The organism is Streptomyces sp. NPDC043878 (genome assembly GCF_056435735.1).
The window spans coordinates 419,379-436,873 of record NZ_JBWKDW010000002.1 but is presented as its reverse complement, the minus strand read 5'-3'; the positions used below and the strand labels follow the sequence as shown (position 1 = coordinate 436,873).

Annotated in this window: 8 protein-coding genes, 1 tRNA gene and 2 pseudogenes; 7 read left to right on the top strand and 4 right to left on the bottom strand. The window is 71.5% G+C overall.

The window, feature by feature from the left end:
• Positions 1 to 79: 79 nt before the first annotated feature.
• Positions 80 to 2,371, top strand: coding sequence for a (Fe-S)-binding protein (locus AC07AZ_RS05665; protein ID WP_478844120.1), 2,292 nt, complete (start codon positions 80 to 82; stop codon positions 2,369 to 2,371).
• A 352-nt stretch (positions 2,372 to 2,723) separates the two neighbouring features.
• Positions 2,724 to 3,752, top strand: a complete 1,029-nt coding sequence (locus AC07AZ_RS05660) for a Yip1 family protein (protein WP_478844118.1) — start codon at positions 2,724 to 2,726, stop codon at positions 3,750 to 3,752.
• Positions 3,753 to 3,845: 93 nt separating this feature from the next.
• On the opposite strand, the pseudogene AC07AZ_RS05655 reads toward AC07AZ_RS05660, so the two are convergent.
• A pseudogene (locus tag AC07AZ_RS05655) lies at positions 3,846 to 4,345 on the bottom strand (phosphoribosyltransferase).
• Positions 4,346 to 4,347: 2 nt separating this feature from the next.
• Positions 4,348 to 4,923 (bottom strand): dCTP deaminase, encoded by a 576-nt coding sequence (dcd, locus tag AC07AZ_RS05650; protein WP_478844116.1) that lies wholly within the window; start codon positions 4,921 to 4,923, stop codon positions 4,348 to 4,350.
• Between the two features lie 547 nt (positions 4,924 to 5,470).
• Here dcd and AC07AZ_RS05645 point away from each other — a divergent pair.
• Positions 5,471 to 5,544, top strand: a tRNA-Gly gene (locus tag AC07AZ_RS05645).
• Between the two features lie 90 nt (positions 5,545 to 5,634).
• Here AC07AZ_RS05645 and AC07AZ_RS05640 read toward each other — a convergent pair.
• Positions 5,635 to 5,850: pseudogene (locus tag AC07AZ_RS05640) on the bottom strand (hypothetical protein); the annotation flags it as partial.
• A 147-nt stretch (positions 5,851 to 5,997) separates the two neighbouring features.
• Between AC07AZ_RS05640 and AC07AZ_RS05635 the strand changes: the two are divergent.
• From AC07AZ_RS05635 to AC07AZ_RS05620, 4 genes are all read left to right on the top strand, one after another.
• On the top strand, positions 5,998 to 9,813 hold the full coding sequence (locus tag AC07AZ_RS05635; protein WP_478844114.1) for an nSTAND1 domain-containing NTPase: 3,816 nt from the start codon (positions 5,998 to 6,000) through the stop codon (positions 9,811 to 9,813).
• Positions 9,814 to 9,970: 157 nt separating this feature from the next.
• Positions 9,971 to 11,416 (top strand): polysaccharide deacetylase family protein, encoded by a 1,446-nt coding sequence (locus tag AC07AZ_RS05630; RefSeq protein ID WP_478844112.1) that lies wholly within the window; start codon positions 9,971 to 9,973, stop codon positions 11,414 to 11,416.
• Positions 11,417 to 11,490: 74 nt separating this feature from the next.
• The gene (locus AC07AZ_RS05625) at positions 11,491 to 13,182 is read left to right on the top strand and encodes a rhamnogalacturonan lyase B N-terminal domain-containing protein (protein WP_478844110.1); all 1,692 of its coding nucleotides are present in this window, start codon (positions 11,491 to 11,493) and stop codon (positions 13,180 to 13,182) included.
• 92 nt (positions 13,183 to 13,274) lie between these two features.
• Positions 13,275 to 16,679 (top strand): S8 family serine peptidase, encoded by a 3,405-nt coding sequence (locus AC07AZ_RS05620; protein ID WP_478844108.1) that lies wholly within the window; start codon positions 13,275 to 13,277, stop codon positions 16,677 to 16,679.
• A 116-nt stretch (positions 16,680 to 16,795) separates the two neighbouring features.
• Here the strand turns inward: AC07AZ_RS05620 and AC07AZ_RS05615 are convergent, their stop codons facing one another.
• Positions 16,796 to 17,314, bottom strand: a complete 519-nt coding sequence (locus tag AC07AZ_RS05615; protein ID WP_478844106.1) for a CU044_5270 family protein — start codon at positions 17,312 to 17,314, stop codon at positions 16,796 to 16,798.
• Between the last annotated feature and the right edge of the window lie 181 nt (positions 17,315 to 17,495).

Sequence of the window (17,495 nt, the reverse complement as noted above, 5' to 3'; positions counted from 1 at the left end):
GTAGTCTCAGAGAACCGCATAAGTTACCGCTTAGTAATCACGCTCGAAGAACGCCTCGCAGGCCCGAGGAGCCCCCAAGATGCAACTCGCCGCGATCATCGTGTCGCTGGTCCTGACCGTGGTCGGCGTGGCACTGCTCGCACGCGCCGTCGGCCAGTTCGTCCGGCACTTCCGACTCGGCCAGCCCGTCCCCGCCGGCAGCAGGACCGACAACCCCTACTCGCGCAGCGTGACGCTGGTGCGGGAGTTCCTGGGCCACACCCGGATGAACCGGTGGGGCGTCGTGGGCGTCGCCCACTGGTTCGTGGCGATCGGCTTCCTGACGCTGCCGCCCACCATCATCACCGCCTACGGCCAGCTCTTCCAGGCCGACTGGACGCTCCCGGTGATCGGCGACTTCCTGCCGTACGAGCTGTACATCGAGTTCATCGCCGCGATGACCACCCTCGGCATCCTCACGCTGATGGTCATCCGCCTGCTGAACCTGCCCTCCCGGCCCGGCCGCAAGTCCCGGTTCGCCGGCTCCAAGATGGGCCAGGCGTACTTCGTCGAGTACGTCATCCTCACCATCGGCCTGGCGATCTACGTCCTGCGCGGACTCGAGGGCGCGCTGCACCACGTGGACCACTTCGAGGCCGCGTACTTCGCCTCGTACCCGCTGGTCCTGGCCTTCAAGGGGCTGAGCCTGGGCACGCTGCAGAACCTGGTCTACCTGGCCGCCATGATCAAGCTGGGCACCACCATGATCTGGATGATCACGGTCTCGCTCAACACCAACATGGGCGTCGCCTGGCACCGGTTCCTGGCCTTCCCCAACATCTGGTTCAAGCGTGACGCGAACGGCGGGACCGCCCTCGGCGCCCTCCAGCCGATGACGTCCGGCGGCGAGCCGATCGACTTCACCGACCCGGGCGACGACGACGTGTTCGGCGTCTCCCAGGTCGAGCAGTTCTCCTGGAAGGGCCTGCTGGACTTCTCCACCTGCACCGAGTGCGGCCGCTGCCAGTCGCAGTGCCCGGCCTGGAACACCGGCAAGCCCCTCTCCCCCAAGCTCCTGATCATGTCGCTGCGGGACCACGCCCACGCCAAGGCGCCCTACCTGCTCGCGGGTGGCGGCAAGACCATGGAGGGTGAGGAGAAGGCGTCCGAGGAGCAGCTGAAGGACGTGCCCGCCGCCGCGCTCGCGGAGGCCGAACGGCCGCTCATCGGCACCGCCGAGGAGAACGGCGTCATCGACCCCGACGTCCTGTGGTCCTGCACCACCTGCGGCGCCTGCGTCGAGCAGTGCCCGGTCGACATCGAGCACGTCGACCACATCGTCGACATGCGCCGCTACCAGGTGATGATCGAGTCCAGCTTCCCCTCCGAGGCGGGCACGATGCTCAAGAACCTGGAGAAGAAGGGCAACCCCTGGGGCCTGGCGAAGAAGCAGCGCCTGGAGTGGACCAAGGAGGTCGACTTCGAGATCCCGGTCGTCGGCCGTGACATCGAGGACCTCACCGAGGTCGAGTACCTCTACTGGGTCGGCTGCGCCGGCGCCCTGGAGGACCGCGCCAAGAAGACCACCAAGGCGTTCGCCGAACTCCTGCACATCGCGGGCGTCAAGTTCGCGATCATGGGCGGCGACGAGAAGTGCACCGGCGACTCCGCCCGCCGCCTCGGCAACGAGCCCCTGTTCCAGGAGCTCGGCATGGAGAACGTCATGGCGCTGAACGCGGCGTTCGGCGAGGAGACGGACGACGAGGGCAAGGTGCTCCCCGAGTCCGCGAAGCCCCGGTCGGCCAAGAAGATCGTCGCCACCTGCCCGCACTGCCTCAACACCATCGGCAACGAGTACCCGCAGCTCGGCGGCGACTACGAGGTCATCCACCACACCCAGTTGCTCCAGCACCTGGTGGACGAGGGCAAGCTGGTCCCGGTCACCCCGGTCGAGGGCATCATCACCTACCACGACCCGTGCTACCTGGGCCGGCACAACAAGATCTACACGCCGCCGCGCGAGATCATCGCGAGCGTGCCGGGCCTGCGCAACGAGGAGATGCACCGCCACAAGGAGCGCGGCTTCTGCTGCGGCGCCGGCGGCGCGCGGATGTGGATGGAGGAGCGGATCGGCAAGCGCATCAACAACGAGCGCGTCGACGAGGCCCTCTCCCTCAACCCGGACATCGTCTCGACGGCCTGCCCGTTCTGCCTGGTCATGCTGACCGACTCGGTCAACGGCAAGAAGAACGACGGCAAGGCCAAGGAGAGCATCCAGGTCGTCGACGTCGCCCAGCTGCTGCTGGACTCGGTGCGGACCCCGGCCGACGACGAACCCCCGGCGGGCGCGGTCGACGCCGAGAGCGAGCCGGAGCCGCAGCCGGTCGAGTAGACCCCGCGCCCTCCGCCGCCCCCGACACCGCCGACGCCCCCAGGTCCCCCGGGATTTGGGGGCGTCGGCTCGTCCACACCCCCGAACACCCTTGGTCCGCCGCCCACTTGCACCGTGGCCCTGGCGGGACACCGCCTGCGCGAACGCGCCCTTCTGGCAATCGCAGGGCGACCGAGCCGTCCCGCGGGGGCCGTCGGACCGGGCGCGAGAACGGTGCCGGAGGCCGTACGGCGGTGGGGCGCCTTAGCCCGTACGGCGGTGGGGGCCGTAGCCCGGTCGGCGGTGCGGGCCGTAGCCCGGACGGCGGTCCCCCGAGGGACTTCGGGGAATCAGCCCCCCGGCCCCTTAGGGGATGTCACAGGTCGGCAGCAAAGCCGGGCCCGGACCGCCGGGGCCGACCCGTGACTTCCCGGGACCAGGTACGTTCGAGAGCGTGGCTGGATTCAGGATCGGACGCGGCGGCCGGAACAACGGCACTCCGCAAACGCGACCGCAACAACCTCCGTACGGGCAGCAGGCGCCCCAGGGGCCGGGACCGAGACAGGGCCCCGGACCAGGAGCGGCACCGTCGTACGGCTACCCGCAGGCGCCGCAGCCGTACCCGCCGCAGCAGCAGTACGGCGGCGGGGGCGGCCAGTGGCCGCAGGGCGGCGGCGGACAGCGCGGCGGTTACGGCGACGAGCCGGAGTACTTCGGCGACGGCACCCCGTACCAGCAGGGCGCCCCCGACCCGTACGCGGCCAACAACCCGGGCCACACCCAGGCGTTCTCGGTCGGCGACGACCCCTACACCCAGGGCGGGACCTACCGCGCGGGCACGGCCCCGGCCGGCCCGATCGGCCCCCGCCTGCACTGGAAGGACCTGCTGAGGGGCATCGCGACGTCCCCCAACCGGACCTTCCTCCAGATGCGCGACTACACGATGTGGGGCCCGGCCCTCGTCGTCACCTTCCTCTACGGCCTGCTCGCCGTCTTCGGCTTCGACGGCGCCCGCAGGGACGCGATACACGCCACCCTGTCCAACGCGGTCCCGATCGTCCTGACGACGGCCGTGGCGATGGTCCTGAGCGCCTTCGTCCTGGGCGTGGTCACCCACACCCTGGCCCGTCAGCTCGGCGGCGACGGGGCCTGGCAGCCCACGGTCGGCCTGTCGATGCTGATCATGTCCCTCACCGACGCGCCCCGCCTCGTCTTCGCCATGTTCTTCGGCGGCGAGGCGGCCTTCGTCCAGGCCCTCGGCTGGGCCACCTGGATCGCGGCCGGCGCCCTGCTGACCCTCATGGTCGCCCGCTCCCACGACCTCCCCTGGCCCAAGGCCCTGGGCGCGTCGTCGATCCAGCTGATCGCCCTCCTGTCGATCGTCAAACTGGGCACGTTCTAGCCGCCACCCCACAGGCGACCAGCGCCACACGACGGAGAAGGGCTCCCGGCACACCACCGGGAGCCCTTCTCCATCACCTGCCCCGGCCGTCGCCTAGGCGTCGAGCACCTGCCCGGACCGCCGGACGACGGGGGCTCCACACTCCACGGGAAGTTGATCCAGTCGTCGGTTCGCGTCCACACGTACTCGCACTTCACGAGCGACTGCGACTTCTCGTAGATGACGGCGCTGCGCACCTCGGCGACCGCGTCGAGGCAGAAGTCGCGCACCAGCTTCAGCGTCTTGCCGGTGTCGGCGACGTCGTCGGTGATGAGGACCTTCTTGTCGGAGAAGTCGACGGTGTCGGGGACCGGCGCGAGCATGACGGGCATCTCCAGCGTCGTGCCCACGCCCGTGTAGAACTCGACGTTCACCAGGTGGATGTTCTTGCAGTCCAGGGCGTAGGCGAGCCCGCCGGCGACGAACACCCCTCCACGGGCGATGCTCAGCACGATGTCCGGCTCGTACCCGTCGTCGGCGATCGTCTGCGCCAGCTCGCGGACGGCGACGCCGAACCGCTCGTAGGTGAGGTTCTCGCGTACGGCGCCGCCCACGCTCACACCTGCGTCCGGTGGAAGTTGAGGAAGGACCGGGAAGCCGTGGGCCCGCGCTGGCCCTGGTACCGGGAGCCGTAGCGCTCACTGCCGTAGGGGAACTCGGCCGGCGAGCTCAGCCGGAACATGCACAGCTGCCCGATCTTCATGCCCGGCCACAGCTTGATCGGCAGGGTGGCGACGTTCGACAGCTCCAGCGTGACGTGCCCGGAGAACCCGGGGTCGATGAACCCGGCGGTGGAGTGCGTGACCAGCCCGAGCCGCCCGAGGGAACTCTTGCCCTCCAGTCGCGAGGCGAGATCGTCGGGGAGGCTGATGAGCTCGTACGTCGAGGCGAGGACGAACTCCCCGGGATGCAGGATGAACGGCTCGTCCCCCTCCGGCTCCACGAGCCGCGTCAGATCGGCCTGCTCGACGGACGGATCGATGTGGGGGTACCGGTGGTTCTCGAACACCCGGAAGTAGCGGTCGAGGCGCACGTCGATACTGGACGGCTGCACCATGGAGTCGTCGTAGGGATCGATCCGCACCCGCCCGGCGTCGATCTCGGCCCGGATGTCCTTGTCTGAGAGAAGCACGCCCCGAGGATACGCAAAGCGCGCGGACCGACCACCACCGGACGGACCCGCGCGCTGCGCCACTTCCCTGAAGACCTGCTGCCTGCTGCCTACGAATTCCTACGACCGCTGTGCGCTCCGCACCGCCGCCAAGGTCACCGGCACCACACTGCGGAGCCGGGCACACCGTGGACAGCGGAGGAGCCGACCGGGGCCGAGCCGCTCGGCCTGCTGCATCGGGAACGAAGCGGTACTGAACACGTGCCCATCGGCACAGCGGACGACGGTGCGCTCCATCAAGTCCAAGAGTCCCTTCCCCAAGAGCCGCATCTGGCTTGTTGCCCTGACGACAAAAGCCACGTTACGGGATCAACAGGAGGACCCTCCAGGCGGCACTCCGACCCCGCCCGAACCCTCTCCCACGCCTCCACCGTACGCCCCAACTCCGGCCGCCCGCAGCCGTGTCACCCCCCTGTAACGCACCGAGGCCCCAGGGCTTCAGCACCCGGGGCCAGGCATGGGGTAAAGTGACCACGCGTCCCGACACCGGCACCGTCCGGCGTCTTACGCGGGTGTAGTTTAATGGTAGAACATCAGCTTCCCAAGCTGAGAGCGCGAGTTCGATTCTCGTCACCCGCTCCACGCGAAACCCCCAGGTCAGTGACCCGGGGGTTCTTTGTTGTCTGGTCCGGTGAGCTGGTGGCGCACCACAACCGCACCACAGGAGTCCGGCTAACTGCCGGTGGGCTTCTCATCGTGGTGCGCCCGGTCGCCCGGGTGGTGCTTCGCACGCTCGGCACGCACCATGTCGTCGAGTCCGGCCGCCAGGTCTCGCTGCCGCTCCTCGTCGGAGTGCTGACAGATCAGCGCGGCCTTCTCGGAGGACTGGCCGGCGCGGCCCATCGCGCAACCGGCACCGGGCGGGTCCAGGGTTTTCCCGGCTCTGGTTCTCGCCGCTGACCGTTCTCGCCGCTGACCGTTCACGGGCCGGCCTGTCCCGTGGGCAGCCTCACAGGTGGGCCAGGATTGCCGGGGAATCCGAAAAAAACGTACCTTGACCGCCTGTTGTTCGGGTTCAGGTGAAAGGTGCCTCCGGTGGGACGTCGCGAAAAGCCGGTCGACCCGGACGCCGGTCCCGTACAACGGCTCGCGCACGATCTCCGCGTCCTCCGGGAGAAGGCGGGGAAGCCGCCCTACAGGGAGATGGCCAAGCGGGCGGGCTACTCCCTCACCGCGATGTCCCAGGCGGCGGCCGGCGATCGACTGCCCTCGCCGGCGGTGGTACGGGCGTACGCCGAGGCACTGGATGCCGACCCGGACGCATGGGAACGGCGCTGGCGGGAGGCGGAGGCCGAGGTCCGGACTCCTGCGCCGGACGAGAGGCCGCCGTATCGGGGACTGGCCCGGTTCGAGCCGGACGACAGTGACCTGTTCTTCGGCCGGGAGGCACTCGTCACCGACCTGATGGAGTTGGTGCGCGAGCACCGGTTCGCGGCGGTGTTCGGTGCCTCCGGCAGTGGCAAGTCGTCACTGCTGCGGGCGGGGCTGATTCCGAGACTGCGGCAGACGGAAGGTGCCCGGCGGCCGGCGGTGATCCGTGTGCTCACCCCTGGTGAGCGGCCCGTCCGCACGCACGAGAAGGCGTTCCTCCCCTGCGACGGCGACGGGGAGACCTGGGTGATCGTCGACCAGTTCGAGGAGCTGTTCACCCTGTGCCACGACCGTGCGGAACGGGACCGGTTCCTGGATCTGCTGCTCGCGGCCCGCAGGCCGGAGAGCGGACTGCGCGTGGTGGTCGCGGTCCGCGGCGACTTCTACGGCCACTGTGCCGATCACCGTGAGCTGGCGGAGGCCGTCTGCCGGGCCGCTCTGCTGGTCGGGCCGATGAGCCGGGACGAACTGCGCGAGGTGATCACCGGCCCGGCCGCCTCCGCCGGCCTGAACGTGGAGCGTGCTCTCACCGCCCGCGTCATCGACGAGGTCGTGGACCGGCCGGGCGCGCTGCCCATGCTCTCCCACGCGCTGCTGGAGACCTGGCACCGCCGCCGCGGCCGGTTGCTGACGCTGGCTGCCTACGAGGAGACGGGCGGCGTACGCGGCGCGATCGCCGCCACCGCGGAGGAGGCGTACGGCGGGCTGTCGGCAAAGCAGGGCAGGGCTGCCCGGCGCATCCTGCTGAGGCTGATCGCGCCCGGATGGGGGTACCCCCGCTCGAGCGAAGTCGAGAGTGGGGGAGGCACGGCCGACACCCGTCGTCCGGCGTCCCGCGCCGAGCTGGGCAGCGGCGTGCACGACGTGCTGGAACGTCTCGTCGCCGCCCGTCTGGTCACCCTGGACGGCGACACGGTGGAACTTGCGCACGAGGCGCTGATCACCGGCTGGCCACGCCTGGCCGACTGGATCGAGGAGGACCGGGAGCGGCTGCACGAGCAGTGCCGGCTCGGTGAGGCGGCGCGCGGCTGGGAGGAGCTGGCACGCGACTCCGGCGCGCTGTACCGGGGCACGCGACTTGCCCGGGCCGCGGAACTGTTCACCCGGCGGGAGAACGACGACCGGCCTGCGCAGCCGGAAGACGACCTCACCCCGCAGGAACGAGCCTTCCTCACCGCTTCCCTCGCGGCCCGGGACGCCGAGCGGGAGGCCGAGACACGCTCCGCGCGCCGGACGCGCTCACTGACCGTCGGCCTGTCCGTGTTCCTCGTGCTGGCGCTGGCCGCCGGCCTGGTCGCCTGGCAGCGCGATCAGGTGAGCCAGGAGGAGGCCGCCAAGGCCGCCGCCCGCCGCCTGGCCGCCGTGGCCGGCAGTCTGCGCTCCACCGATCCCCGTACCGCCGCCCTGCTCGGGGTGGCGGCGTGGAAGACCGCCCCGCTCACCGAGTCCCGCTCGGCGCTGCTGGGTGCCCTGGCACAGCCGGAACGGGATGCCTTCACCGACCCCCAGGCGGGCAAGGACGTCCGGCGTTACCTTTCCGACGGCGGCCGGACGCTGGTCAGCGTCGACGGCTCCGCGGTGACCGCCCGGAACGTGGCCGACCACAAGGTCACCGCCGTTGACCGCCTGCCGAGCGGTACCGAGGTGGGCGATGTCGGGCCGGGCTCCCGGTACCTCGACGTCATCGGGCCGGACGGGGACGAGAAGGTGTGGAACCTCTCGCTGGGCAGATCCGAGGCCGACCTGGGCGACGCGTCGCCGCAGGGCAGCGCGCCCGACGGGAGCGCCTATCTCATCGCGCCGTCGGACGGTCCGGGCGCGGTCCGGCTGCGCCGGACGAACGACGGCAGGGTCCTCTTCACCACCGGCCTCGGGCGCACGCTCAGCTCGGCGGCCGTCGGGCCCGGTGGACGTCTGCTCGCCCTCTGTCCCGCCGAAGGGCCGCTCCAGCTGTGGGACACCGCCGGCCGGAAGCGGCTGCCGGGAGCCTGGGAGAAGGCGGACCGGACGGTGTGTGGCACCGGCTCCGGCGCGGACGGCGGCGCACGCCTGCTGCGGTTCAGCGCGGACGGCAGCCGGCTGACCGCCGTCTACGGCACGAGGGCCCTGGTCTGGGACATCCGCAGCGGACGCACGCTCGCCGACTTCGCCAGTGACGGGATCACCGGCTTCACGCAGGCCGCTCTCTCCCGCGACGGCGAGTTCCTCGCCACGGCGGACGACCACGCACTCACCGTGTGGCGACTGGACACCGGCGGTACGCAGGTCTTCCAACGACCGCTTTCGAAGGATGAGGCCCTCGGGCTGACCTGGGACCCGGGCAGGCCCCGCCTCCTGCGCTACCTCGACGGCGCCACGGTCCACACCTTCGACCTGACCGACCGTCTCACCCCGCCATGGCAGAGCACTCCGGCCGACGCGAGCGCGCTCAGCCCGGACGGCACCGCCCTGGCCACCGTCACCCGGTCCGGCGACGGCTACCGTTTCGAGCTGCGTTCGTCGCTCCGCCACTCCCGGCTTCGCTCGAGCGGGGGGACCCCCATGGGCGCGGTCCTCGCCCGCGCGACGCTCGGCACACTGCCGGGCGTGTCCGGCGACGACGTCCCCCTGCTGGCCTTCAGCCCGGACGGCGGAGCGCTGGCCGTCGCCGACACCGCGTCCTCGCACGGCGCCCAGCGGCTGCGCTTCACCGTGTGGGACGTGAGGGCGCACCGGGTGCGTACGGTCCTCGACACGTCCGGCGCCGCCGACCGCCCGGTCACCGCCCTCGCCCTGGGAGCCGGCGGCCGCACGTTGCTGGCGGCCCGCGCCACCCCCGACGTCTACACCACGGAGGTCTGGGACACCCGCGACCACCTGCGGTCGGGGGCCGTGCGCGGTCTCTCCGGGGAGGCCCTGGCGGTGCGACCCGACGGGGATCTGCTCGTGACCTCCGACGATCAGTACGCCGACCCGAGGACCGGGAAGGTCTCGGGGCGCGCGCTCGCCGACGGCCGCCAGGTGACCGCGCTGGCGTTCAGTCCCGACGGCACCCGGCTCGCCGTCGGCGACTCCACCGGCCACGTCACCCTGTGGGACGGCGATGTCCGTCACCGTGCGGGTGCGCTGACCGGCACCTCCGACACGGCCTCCCAGGGCGAGCCGGAGGCGGTGGGGGCGCTCGCCTTCTCCTCCGACGGCGGCACGCTGGCGGTGGGCGGCGCGAACGGAACGCTACGGCTGTGGGACACCGGGACCCAGCAGCAGCTCGGGACGGACCTGCCCACGGCCGGCGACGGGATCCACTCCCTCGCCTTCGCCGAGGACGGCGGGACGGTCGACGCCGGCGGCCCCGACGTACGGCTCCAGCGTTTCCCCATCGCCCCGGACCGGGCCGTCCGCACCATCTGCGCCCGCACCGGTGGCGGGCTGACCGAGGCGCAGTGGCGGATGTACGTCCCTGACGCGCCGTACGAGAACGTGTGCGCCAAAAGCGACTAAAGCCACGGAAGCCAGAAGTACCGCCCGGGGACCGGATTGTTCAGGGTGGCCCCGCGGGTCGCTGAAAAACGCCTCTGACCTGGACGATCAGTGACCAGAACGACCGCGGCGTCCCGTCGGCGGCGTCCGGACATCCCCTCAGTCAGGTTCTGGTCTCATGCGCACTCACACCCTCGTCCCCTCGCTCCTTCTGCTCGGCGCCCTCTCCCTCACGGCGGCCTGCTCGTCCGGATCGGACGGCTCCTCGGATGTGGCGGGCGCCGACGGCCGGCACGGATCCACCGCCGCTCCCTCACCGGTCCGCAGCGTCGATCCGTCGAAGATCGAGGACCTGCGGATCGTCAGCGACAGCAGCGAGGAGAGTTCCTGCCCCTTCGCCACGAGCTATCCGGACGTGCCCGGCGCCGGGGCGATGACGGCCGTGATGGAGAAGGACGTGGAGAAGCGCCTGACCGGCTTCCGTTCGGGGGAGTGCGAGGACGGCACGGACGGCGCGCGGCCCCTCGAGCTCAACATCAGCCACCAGTTCCTGGTCGCCTCCGGCGACGTCCTCGGTGTCCGCCTCGACACGCAGGACCACAGCGCCGCGGGGTCCGGGCTGTCCGCCAGGACGTACTGGTACGACGGCAGGGCGGGCGCGTACCGCACGGCCCTCGGACTCGTCGCCGAAGGCTCCCGTGAAGCCTTCGCCGCCGCCTTGGAAGACCGGCTCAAGGGGCGCGAAGGTGTCGACGCCGCCGCCCTCGACGCCACGTTCGCCGACCCGGCCTCCCGCACCGCCGTCCTGGACGACATGGCGGTCACCGCCGACGGCGGACTACGGGTGAACTTCGACCGGGGTGACGTGGGCGTCCCGGCAGCCGGGACCTACACGGTGGCCTTCTCCCAGGAGACGATCACCCCCTGGCTGTCCGCGTTCGGCAAGCGTGTCCAGCGGCAGACGGTGACGCCCGGCCGTCCGCTCGACCTGGGTGCGACCCACACCTCCACGCCGACCGCCGCCGCCCCCACCGCCTCCGGCGACGACAACACCGACTGCAAGAAGGTCACGTGCGTCGCGCTGACCTTCGACGACGGACCGGCGGCGCCGGAGACCGGGACCCTGCTGACCTACCTGGCGCGGTACCGGGCGCGCGCCACCTTCTTCACCGTCGGCCAGAACGTGGCCGCCCACCCCGACCTGGTCCGCGCCGAGGCCCGCGCCGGACACGAGGTCGGCAACCACTCCTGGAACCACCCCGACCTCACCAGGCTCACCCCCGAGCAGGTCGCGTCCCAGCTCGACCGCACCAGTGCCGCGATCAAGGCCGCCACCGGCAAGGCCCCCACCCTCTTCCGCCCGCCCTACGGCGCCGTCAACGCCCAGGTGAAGGCCGCGACCACGCTCTCGCCCGTGCTGTGGGACGTGGACACCGAGGACTGGAAGTACCCCGACGCCGGCAAGGTCGCGCAGACCGTCATCGCCAGGGCGCGGCGCAACAGCGTCGTCCTGATGCACGACATCCACCCCACCTCGGTCGCCGCGGTCCCGCGGATCCTGCGCACGCTGACCGCCCGCGGCTTCCACTTCGTCACCGTCAGCCACCTCCGCGCCACCCTCTGACCGCGCGACGCGCTCCTCCCCGTGTCGCCGATCTCCCGTACGCCGACATCCCCTTACGCACGAACGGATCACCCATGCCCCAGCACGCCCGCCGACACCTGACCCGCCGCGCCGTCCTGCGCAGAACCGCCGTCGGCGGCCTCGCCCTCGCCGGGGGCGCCGCGATCGCCGGACCACTCGTCGTGGGCGCCGACGCGGCCACCTCGGACTTCGGCTACCACGACGACGGACGCGCGTACGTGGTCGGCACCGGCGCCGACCTGGTCTTCAAGGTCGACCACGGCAACGGCGACCTGACCTCGCTGGTGTACAAGGGCACCGAGTACCAGGGCTACGGCGGCCGGAACTCGCACGTCGAGACGGGCCTGGGGACGTCGTCCGTGAGCATCCGCAGGACCGGCGACACGATCCTGGTCACCGTCGTGCACGGCACGATGCACCACTACTACGCCGCCCGCCGCGGCGAGAACAACGTCTACCTGTGGACGAACAAGGCGGACTCCTCCGTCACCGCCACCCGCTACATCGTCCGCGTCAGGCCCGGCCTGTTCCCCAACAACGACCCCGACTCCTGGGACGCCCGCACCGACTCCCTGATCGAGGCCCAGGACATCCGCCGCAAGCCGAACGGCACCACCCGCTCCAAGCACTACTCCAACCAGCGCGTCATCGACTACGACCACGTCGGCTGGAGCGACGGCGAGACCGGCATGTGGATGGTGCGCGGCAACCACGAGAAGGCCTCCGGCGGGCCGTTCTACCGCTCGCTCATGCGCCACCACTACGAGGACGGCGCCGGCCTGTACGAGATCCTCTACTACGGCGAGAACCAGACCGAGCCGATGCGCTTCGGCCTCCAGGGCCCCTACGTCCTCGCCTTCACCGACGGTGGCGCGCCCGCCCGCTCCCTCGCCCACGACGTCATCGACACCTCCTGGGTCGACGGTCTGGGCCTGGCCGGCTGGGTGGGCCGCAGCGGTCGCGGCCGGGTCGCGGGTGTCGGCATCGCCGGGCGGGACACGGCGTACGCGTACACCGTCGGGTTCGCGAGCGCCGAGGCGCAGTACTGGACCGAGGCCGACCCGGCCACCGGGCGTTTCCTGTCCCCGCCCATGCTGCCCGGCACCTACACGCTCACCGTCTACAAGGAAGAACTGGCGGTGCACACCACGCGTGTCACGGTCACCGCCGGGCGCACGACCCCGCTGCACACCCTGGCGATCGGCGCCGACCCGAGCAGGAACCCGGCGATCTGGCGGATCGGCGACTGGAGCGGCACACCGCGCGGCTTCAAGAACGCCTCGCTGATGACGACCATGCACCCTTCCGACGCGCGGGCCAGGCCCTGGACCGGCGCCCCCTACACCGTGGGCGCTTCGCGGGTCGACGACTTCCCCTGCTACCAGTGGGCGACCGTCAACAACAGCCTGAAGATCCGCTTCAAGCTCACCGCCCGGCAGCTGGCCTCCGGCCACACCCTCAACATCGGCATCACCACGGCGTTCGCGAACGGCCGGCCCCGGATCAGGGTCAACGACTGGGTCTCGGCCGTACCCGCACCCGCCGCGGAACCGGTGACCCGGTCACTGACCGTGGGCTCCTACCGGGGCACCAACCACACCTACGGCTACGCCGTCCCGGCCAGTGCCTGGATCAAGTCACCTGACATCTACCAGGAGTTGACCCTCGACATCGTCAGCGGCTCCGGCGGCACCGCCTACCTCGGCCCCGGCGTGTCGTACGACGTGATCGAACTCCTGCCCTGAGTGCCCCACGGCGGCAGGAAGCCCGCTCACCAGCACATCAATTGACGAACCATCAGATTCCGGCACGGAGCCGGACGCCGAAGGAGTACGCGTTGCTGCCCAAGTCAGTCGGGTGGGGGATGCTCCCCGCCCTCGCAGGCGTGGTGACCGTCGCGGTCGCCGTGTCGGGGCCGGTCGCCGAGGCCGCCGGCCCGGCCGCGATGCCGGTACAGCGGCATGCGGGGACAGGGAAGGAGGCGGCCGGAACGGTCACTCTCATCACCGGAGACCGGGTCACCCTGCGCCCCCGGACCGGCGTCGGCATCCCCGCCGTGTCCGTGCTGCCCGGCAAGGGCCGGGAGGGCATGGGCTTCCGCGTGGAGCACGCCCGTCGTGCCGGGACGCAGCACATCAGCGTGGTCCCCGCCGACGCCGAACGCCTGCTGTCCGCCGGTACGTTGGACGCGCGGCTGTTCGACGTCACGGAGCTGATCCGCATCGGCCGGGACGACGCGCACTCGCGCTCACTGCCGTTGATCGTCGCCCAGCGGCGCGGCCGGGCGCCCGCTCTTTCCGCCCTCACCGCTCACGGCGCCGGCCTCGGCCGCGCCCTGCACGCCCTGAACGGCGGCACCCTCACCCAGCCCAAGGACAGCACCGGCGGCCTGTGGCGGTCGCTGCTGCGGGGCCGGCTGTCCGACCGCGTCAGCAAGCTGTGGCTGGACGGCAGGGCGAAGATCCTGGACGACGAGAGCAACAAGGTCATCGGCGCTCCCACCGCCTGGAAGTCCGGCATCACCGGCAAGAACGTCCTGGTCGCCGACCTGGACACCGGCATCGACGCCACCCACCCCGACGTCAGGGACCGTATCGCCGGCACCAGGGACTTCACCGGCACCGGCATGAAGGACGGCTACGGCCACGGCACCCACACCGCCTCCACCATCGCCGGCACGGGCGCCGCGTCCCACGGCAGGTACGCGGGAGTCGCCCCGGGCGCCAAGCTGCTCATCGGCAAGGTCTGCGACGACGACGGCGAGTGCCCCGACAGCGAGATCATCGCCGGCATGGAGTGGGCCGCGGCCCAGCACGCCGTCGCCGTCAACCTGAGCCTCGGCGACACCTCGACCGACGGCACGGACCCGGTGTCGACCGCCCTGAACCGGATCACCGCGCAGACCGGCACCCTGTTCGTGGTGGCCGCGGGCAACGAGGGCGGTCCGACGGGCAACGGCGTGGACGGCACCGTGGAGAGTCCCGGCAGCGCCGACGCCGCGCTCACCGTCGGCAGCAGCACCAAACACGACACCCTCAGCGACTTCTCCAGCCAGGGCCCCCGGCTCGGCGACGACGCCGTCAAGCCCGACCTGGTGGCTCCGGGGGAGGACATCATCGGCGCCCGCGCCGCCGGCACCAACATGGACACCCCGATGCCCGACCCGCGCTACGAGCAGGCGTCCGGCACCTCCATGGCCACCCCGCACGTCACCGGCTCGGTGGCCCTGCTCGCACAGGCCCATCCCACGTGGAGGGCCGCCGACTTCAAGCAGGCCCTGACCTCCTCCGCACACGGTCTGAAGAACCTGACCGCCTTCCAGCAGGGCTCCGGCCGCCTCGACGTCGTGCGCGCGCTGAAGCAGAAGGTGTACGCCACCACAGGGCCCGCGAACCTGGGCCTGTTCGCCTGGCCGCACGCCGGCACCACCGTCACCCGGCGGATCACCTACCGCAACGACGGTGACGAGCCGGTCACCCTCAAGCTCGCCCTGGACGTGTACGGCCCCGGCGGCAAGCGGGCCCCGGCCGGCATGTTCTCCCTGGACACCACCGGCGTGACCGTCCCGGCCCACGGCAGCGCCCACGCGACCGTCACCGGCCGCACCACGAAAGCCCAGGTCGGCCGCTTCGGCGGGGCCGTCGTCGCCACCGCCGGGACCACCGCGGTACGCACCGCGGCCGGCCTCTTCGCCGAACCCGCACGCCACACACTGACCATCACCGGCCTCAACCGCGAGGGCAGGCCCGCCGCCGGCACACTGCTGACGGTCTTCGGCCCGCGCACCGGCATCCAGCAGGACGTCAGGCTGGGCTCCGACGGAACGCTCCGGACGCGCCTGCCCGAGGACGACTACGACATCGTCGGCCTCGACGACAGCCTCGCCACGTCCGACGGTTCCGGCGTCACCACCGGCACCCGGACCCTGCTCGTCGCCACCGGCGTACACACCGACCAGGACCGCGCCGTGACCCTCGACGGCCGCAAGGCCGGCAAGGTCGGAGCCCGCACCGACCACCGGGACGCCACCGCGATCTCCACCTCGGCCACCGTCGAACTGGACCCCGCGCGAGGAGACGCGACCTACGCCCTCACCGCTGTCGCCGGACGCAAGGCCACCCTGTACGCCACCCCCACCGCACAGGCCACCGGCCACCGCGTCACCTTCGCCGCCTCCACCACCCTCACGGGCACGGACGCGGGCCACGCCTACCGCTACTCCCTGCGCACCACCCACCACGGGGGCGTCCCCGCCGACACCGACCCCGTCGTCCACAACCGGCAGCTGGCCACCGTGCACGCCGGCTACGCCTCCCAGGGCGGCAAGCGGGCGGTGGCCGTGCGCTCCGACGTGCCCTCGGCCGATGAGTACCTGATGCCGTTCATTCCGACACTGCGCACGACGCTGCCGAGCCGGGCGACGGAGTACTACTCTCCCGGACTCACCTGGACCCACACCCTGGACCTCTTCGGGACGACCCGGAGCCGGCCCGACGGCAGCCTCCCCGACCACGACACGACCACCGCGGTCCGCCGCTACCGGGCCGGCCACACCTACCGCATCGACTGGAACCGGGCTCCCGTCGGCCCCGCCGTCCACCGCCCCACCCGCGAAGGCAACAACCTGCACCTGGATTTCGCGCCCTACGCGGCCGCCGGCGCCGGGCAGCAGTTCGACGAGTCCAACGCGACCGGGGAGATGAACGGCGAGATCGTGCTCTCGTCCGGCGGCCGGGTGACCGACCGAACCACCCCCTTCCTGGCCGACCTCACCGCCCCCACCGCCGCCAGGCGCCGCTACGCCCTCACCGCGCACACCACCCGCACGGCGGACTGGACGGCACTGGGCACCCGCTCCTCGGTCACCTGGGGCTTCACCTCGGCCCGGCCACACGGTTCGGCGTCCTCGGTCCTGCCGCTGCTCACCGTGCGCGCCGGCGGAGCGGTCGACCTCACCAACACCGCCCCCGCCGGCCGCGCCTTCCACCTCCCGCTCACCGTGCGGCGCCCCGCGGGCGCCGCACGGACGCCCGTGACCCGGCTGACCCTCCAGGTCTCCTACGACGACGGCCGCACCTGGAAGACCGTCCACGTCACCCGCCACGGCGCCACGGCCGACGCCCTGCTCCACCACCCGGGCCACGCCGGTTACGCCTCCCTGCGGGTCGCCGCCGCGGACGAGGCGGGCAGCACCGTCACCCAGACCGTCATACGGGCCTACCGCATCGCCACGGCCCACTGACCCACTCCCGCCGGGCACCGGCGTCCATGATGAAACCCCAGGCCAGCGGCCTGGGGTTTCTCTGTTGTCCAGTCCACATCACATACGAGTCGCCACTGCTCTCCAGGAACAGGGAATCACGCGGCCGGCGTCTCGCCTGCCCTGTCCGCGACCCCGACATCCAGCAGCGCCTCGTCCGCCGAGCCCAGGAAGTCGAGGGAGTTCTTGTCGAAGACCCAGACCGTGCGGCCGTCGCGCTCCTTGAAACTCAGGCCGATGCCGGAGCGGCCGGTGTGGTCCCTGGCGTCGGTGACGACCGAGACGCCCGGGATCTTCGCGGCCGTGCGGTAGAGCGCGGCGTCCAGTTCGGGCAGGAGCGTGGCGTCGGGCAGCATGTCGCCGATCTTCTCCAGCGCCGCGCTCTCCCTGGTCTGCCCCTCCCCCTTCGTGCCGGCGTAGATCTTCTCCAGCAGCGAATCGGGGTCGGTGGGCAGCGCCTGAAGCTCACGGAACGTGGCGCCGTTCGGGTCGGGGCTCAGCCTCATGTCGACGATCACATCACGAGCGGATCCTCCGACTCGCCTCGTGTGCGAACGCAAGGACAGCCGGCCCGGCCGACGGCCGTCCCCCCGGACCTGCGCCGTCCCGGACCCCATGAACATCCGCCGGACCCCTGGACCGGCCGCGTGCCCGTAGCGTGCCCTCAAGAGCGGTCAACCACGGTCAACAGCGGTGCGATCCCGCACTCCCGACCGCTACGCCAGAACACATACGACCAGGTCAGCGGCCATCTCACCTCGAAAGCGCCGCAGCTTCCCAAGCCGAGAGCGCGGGTTC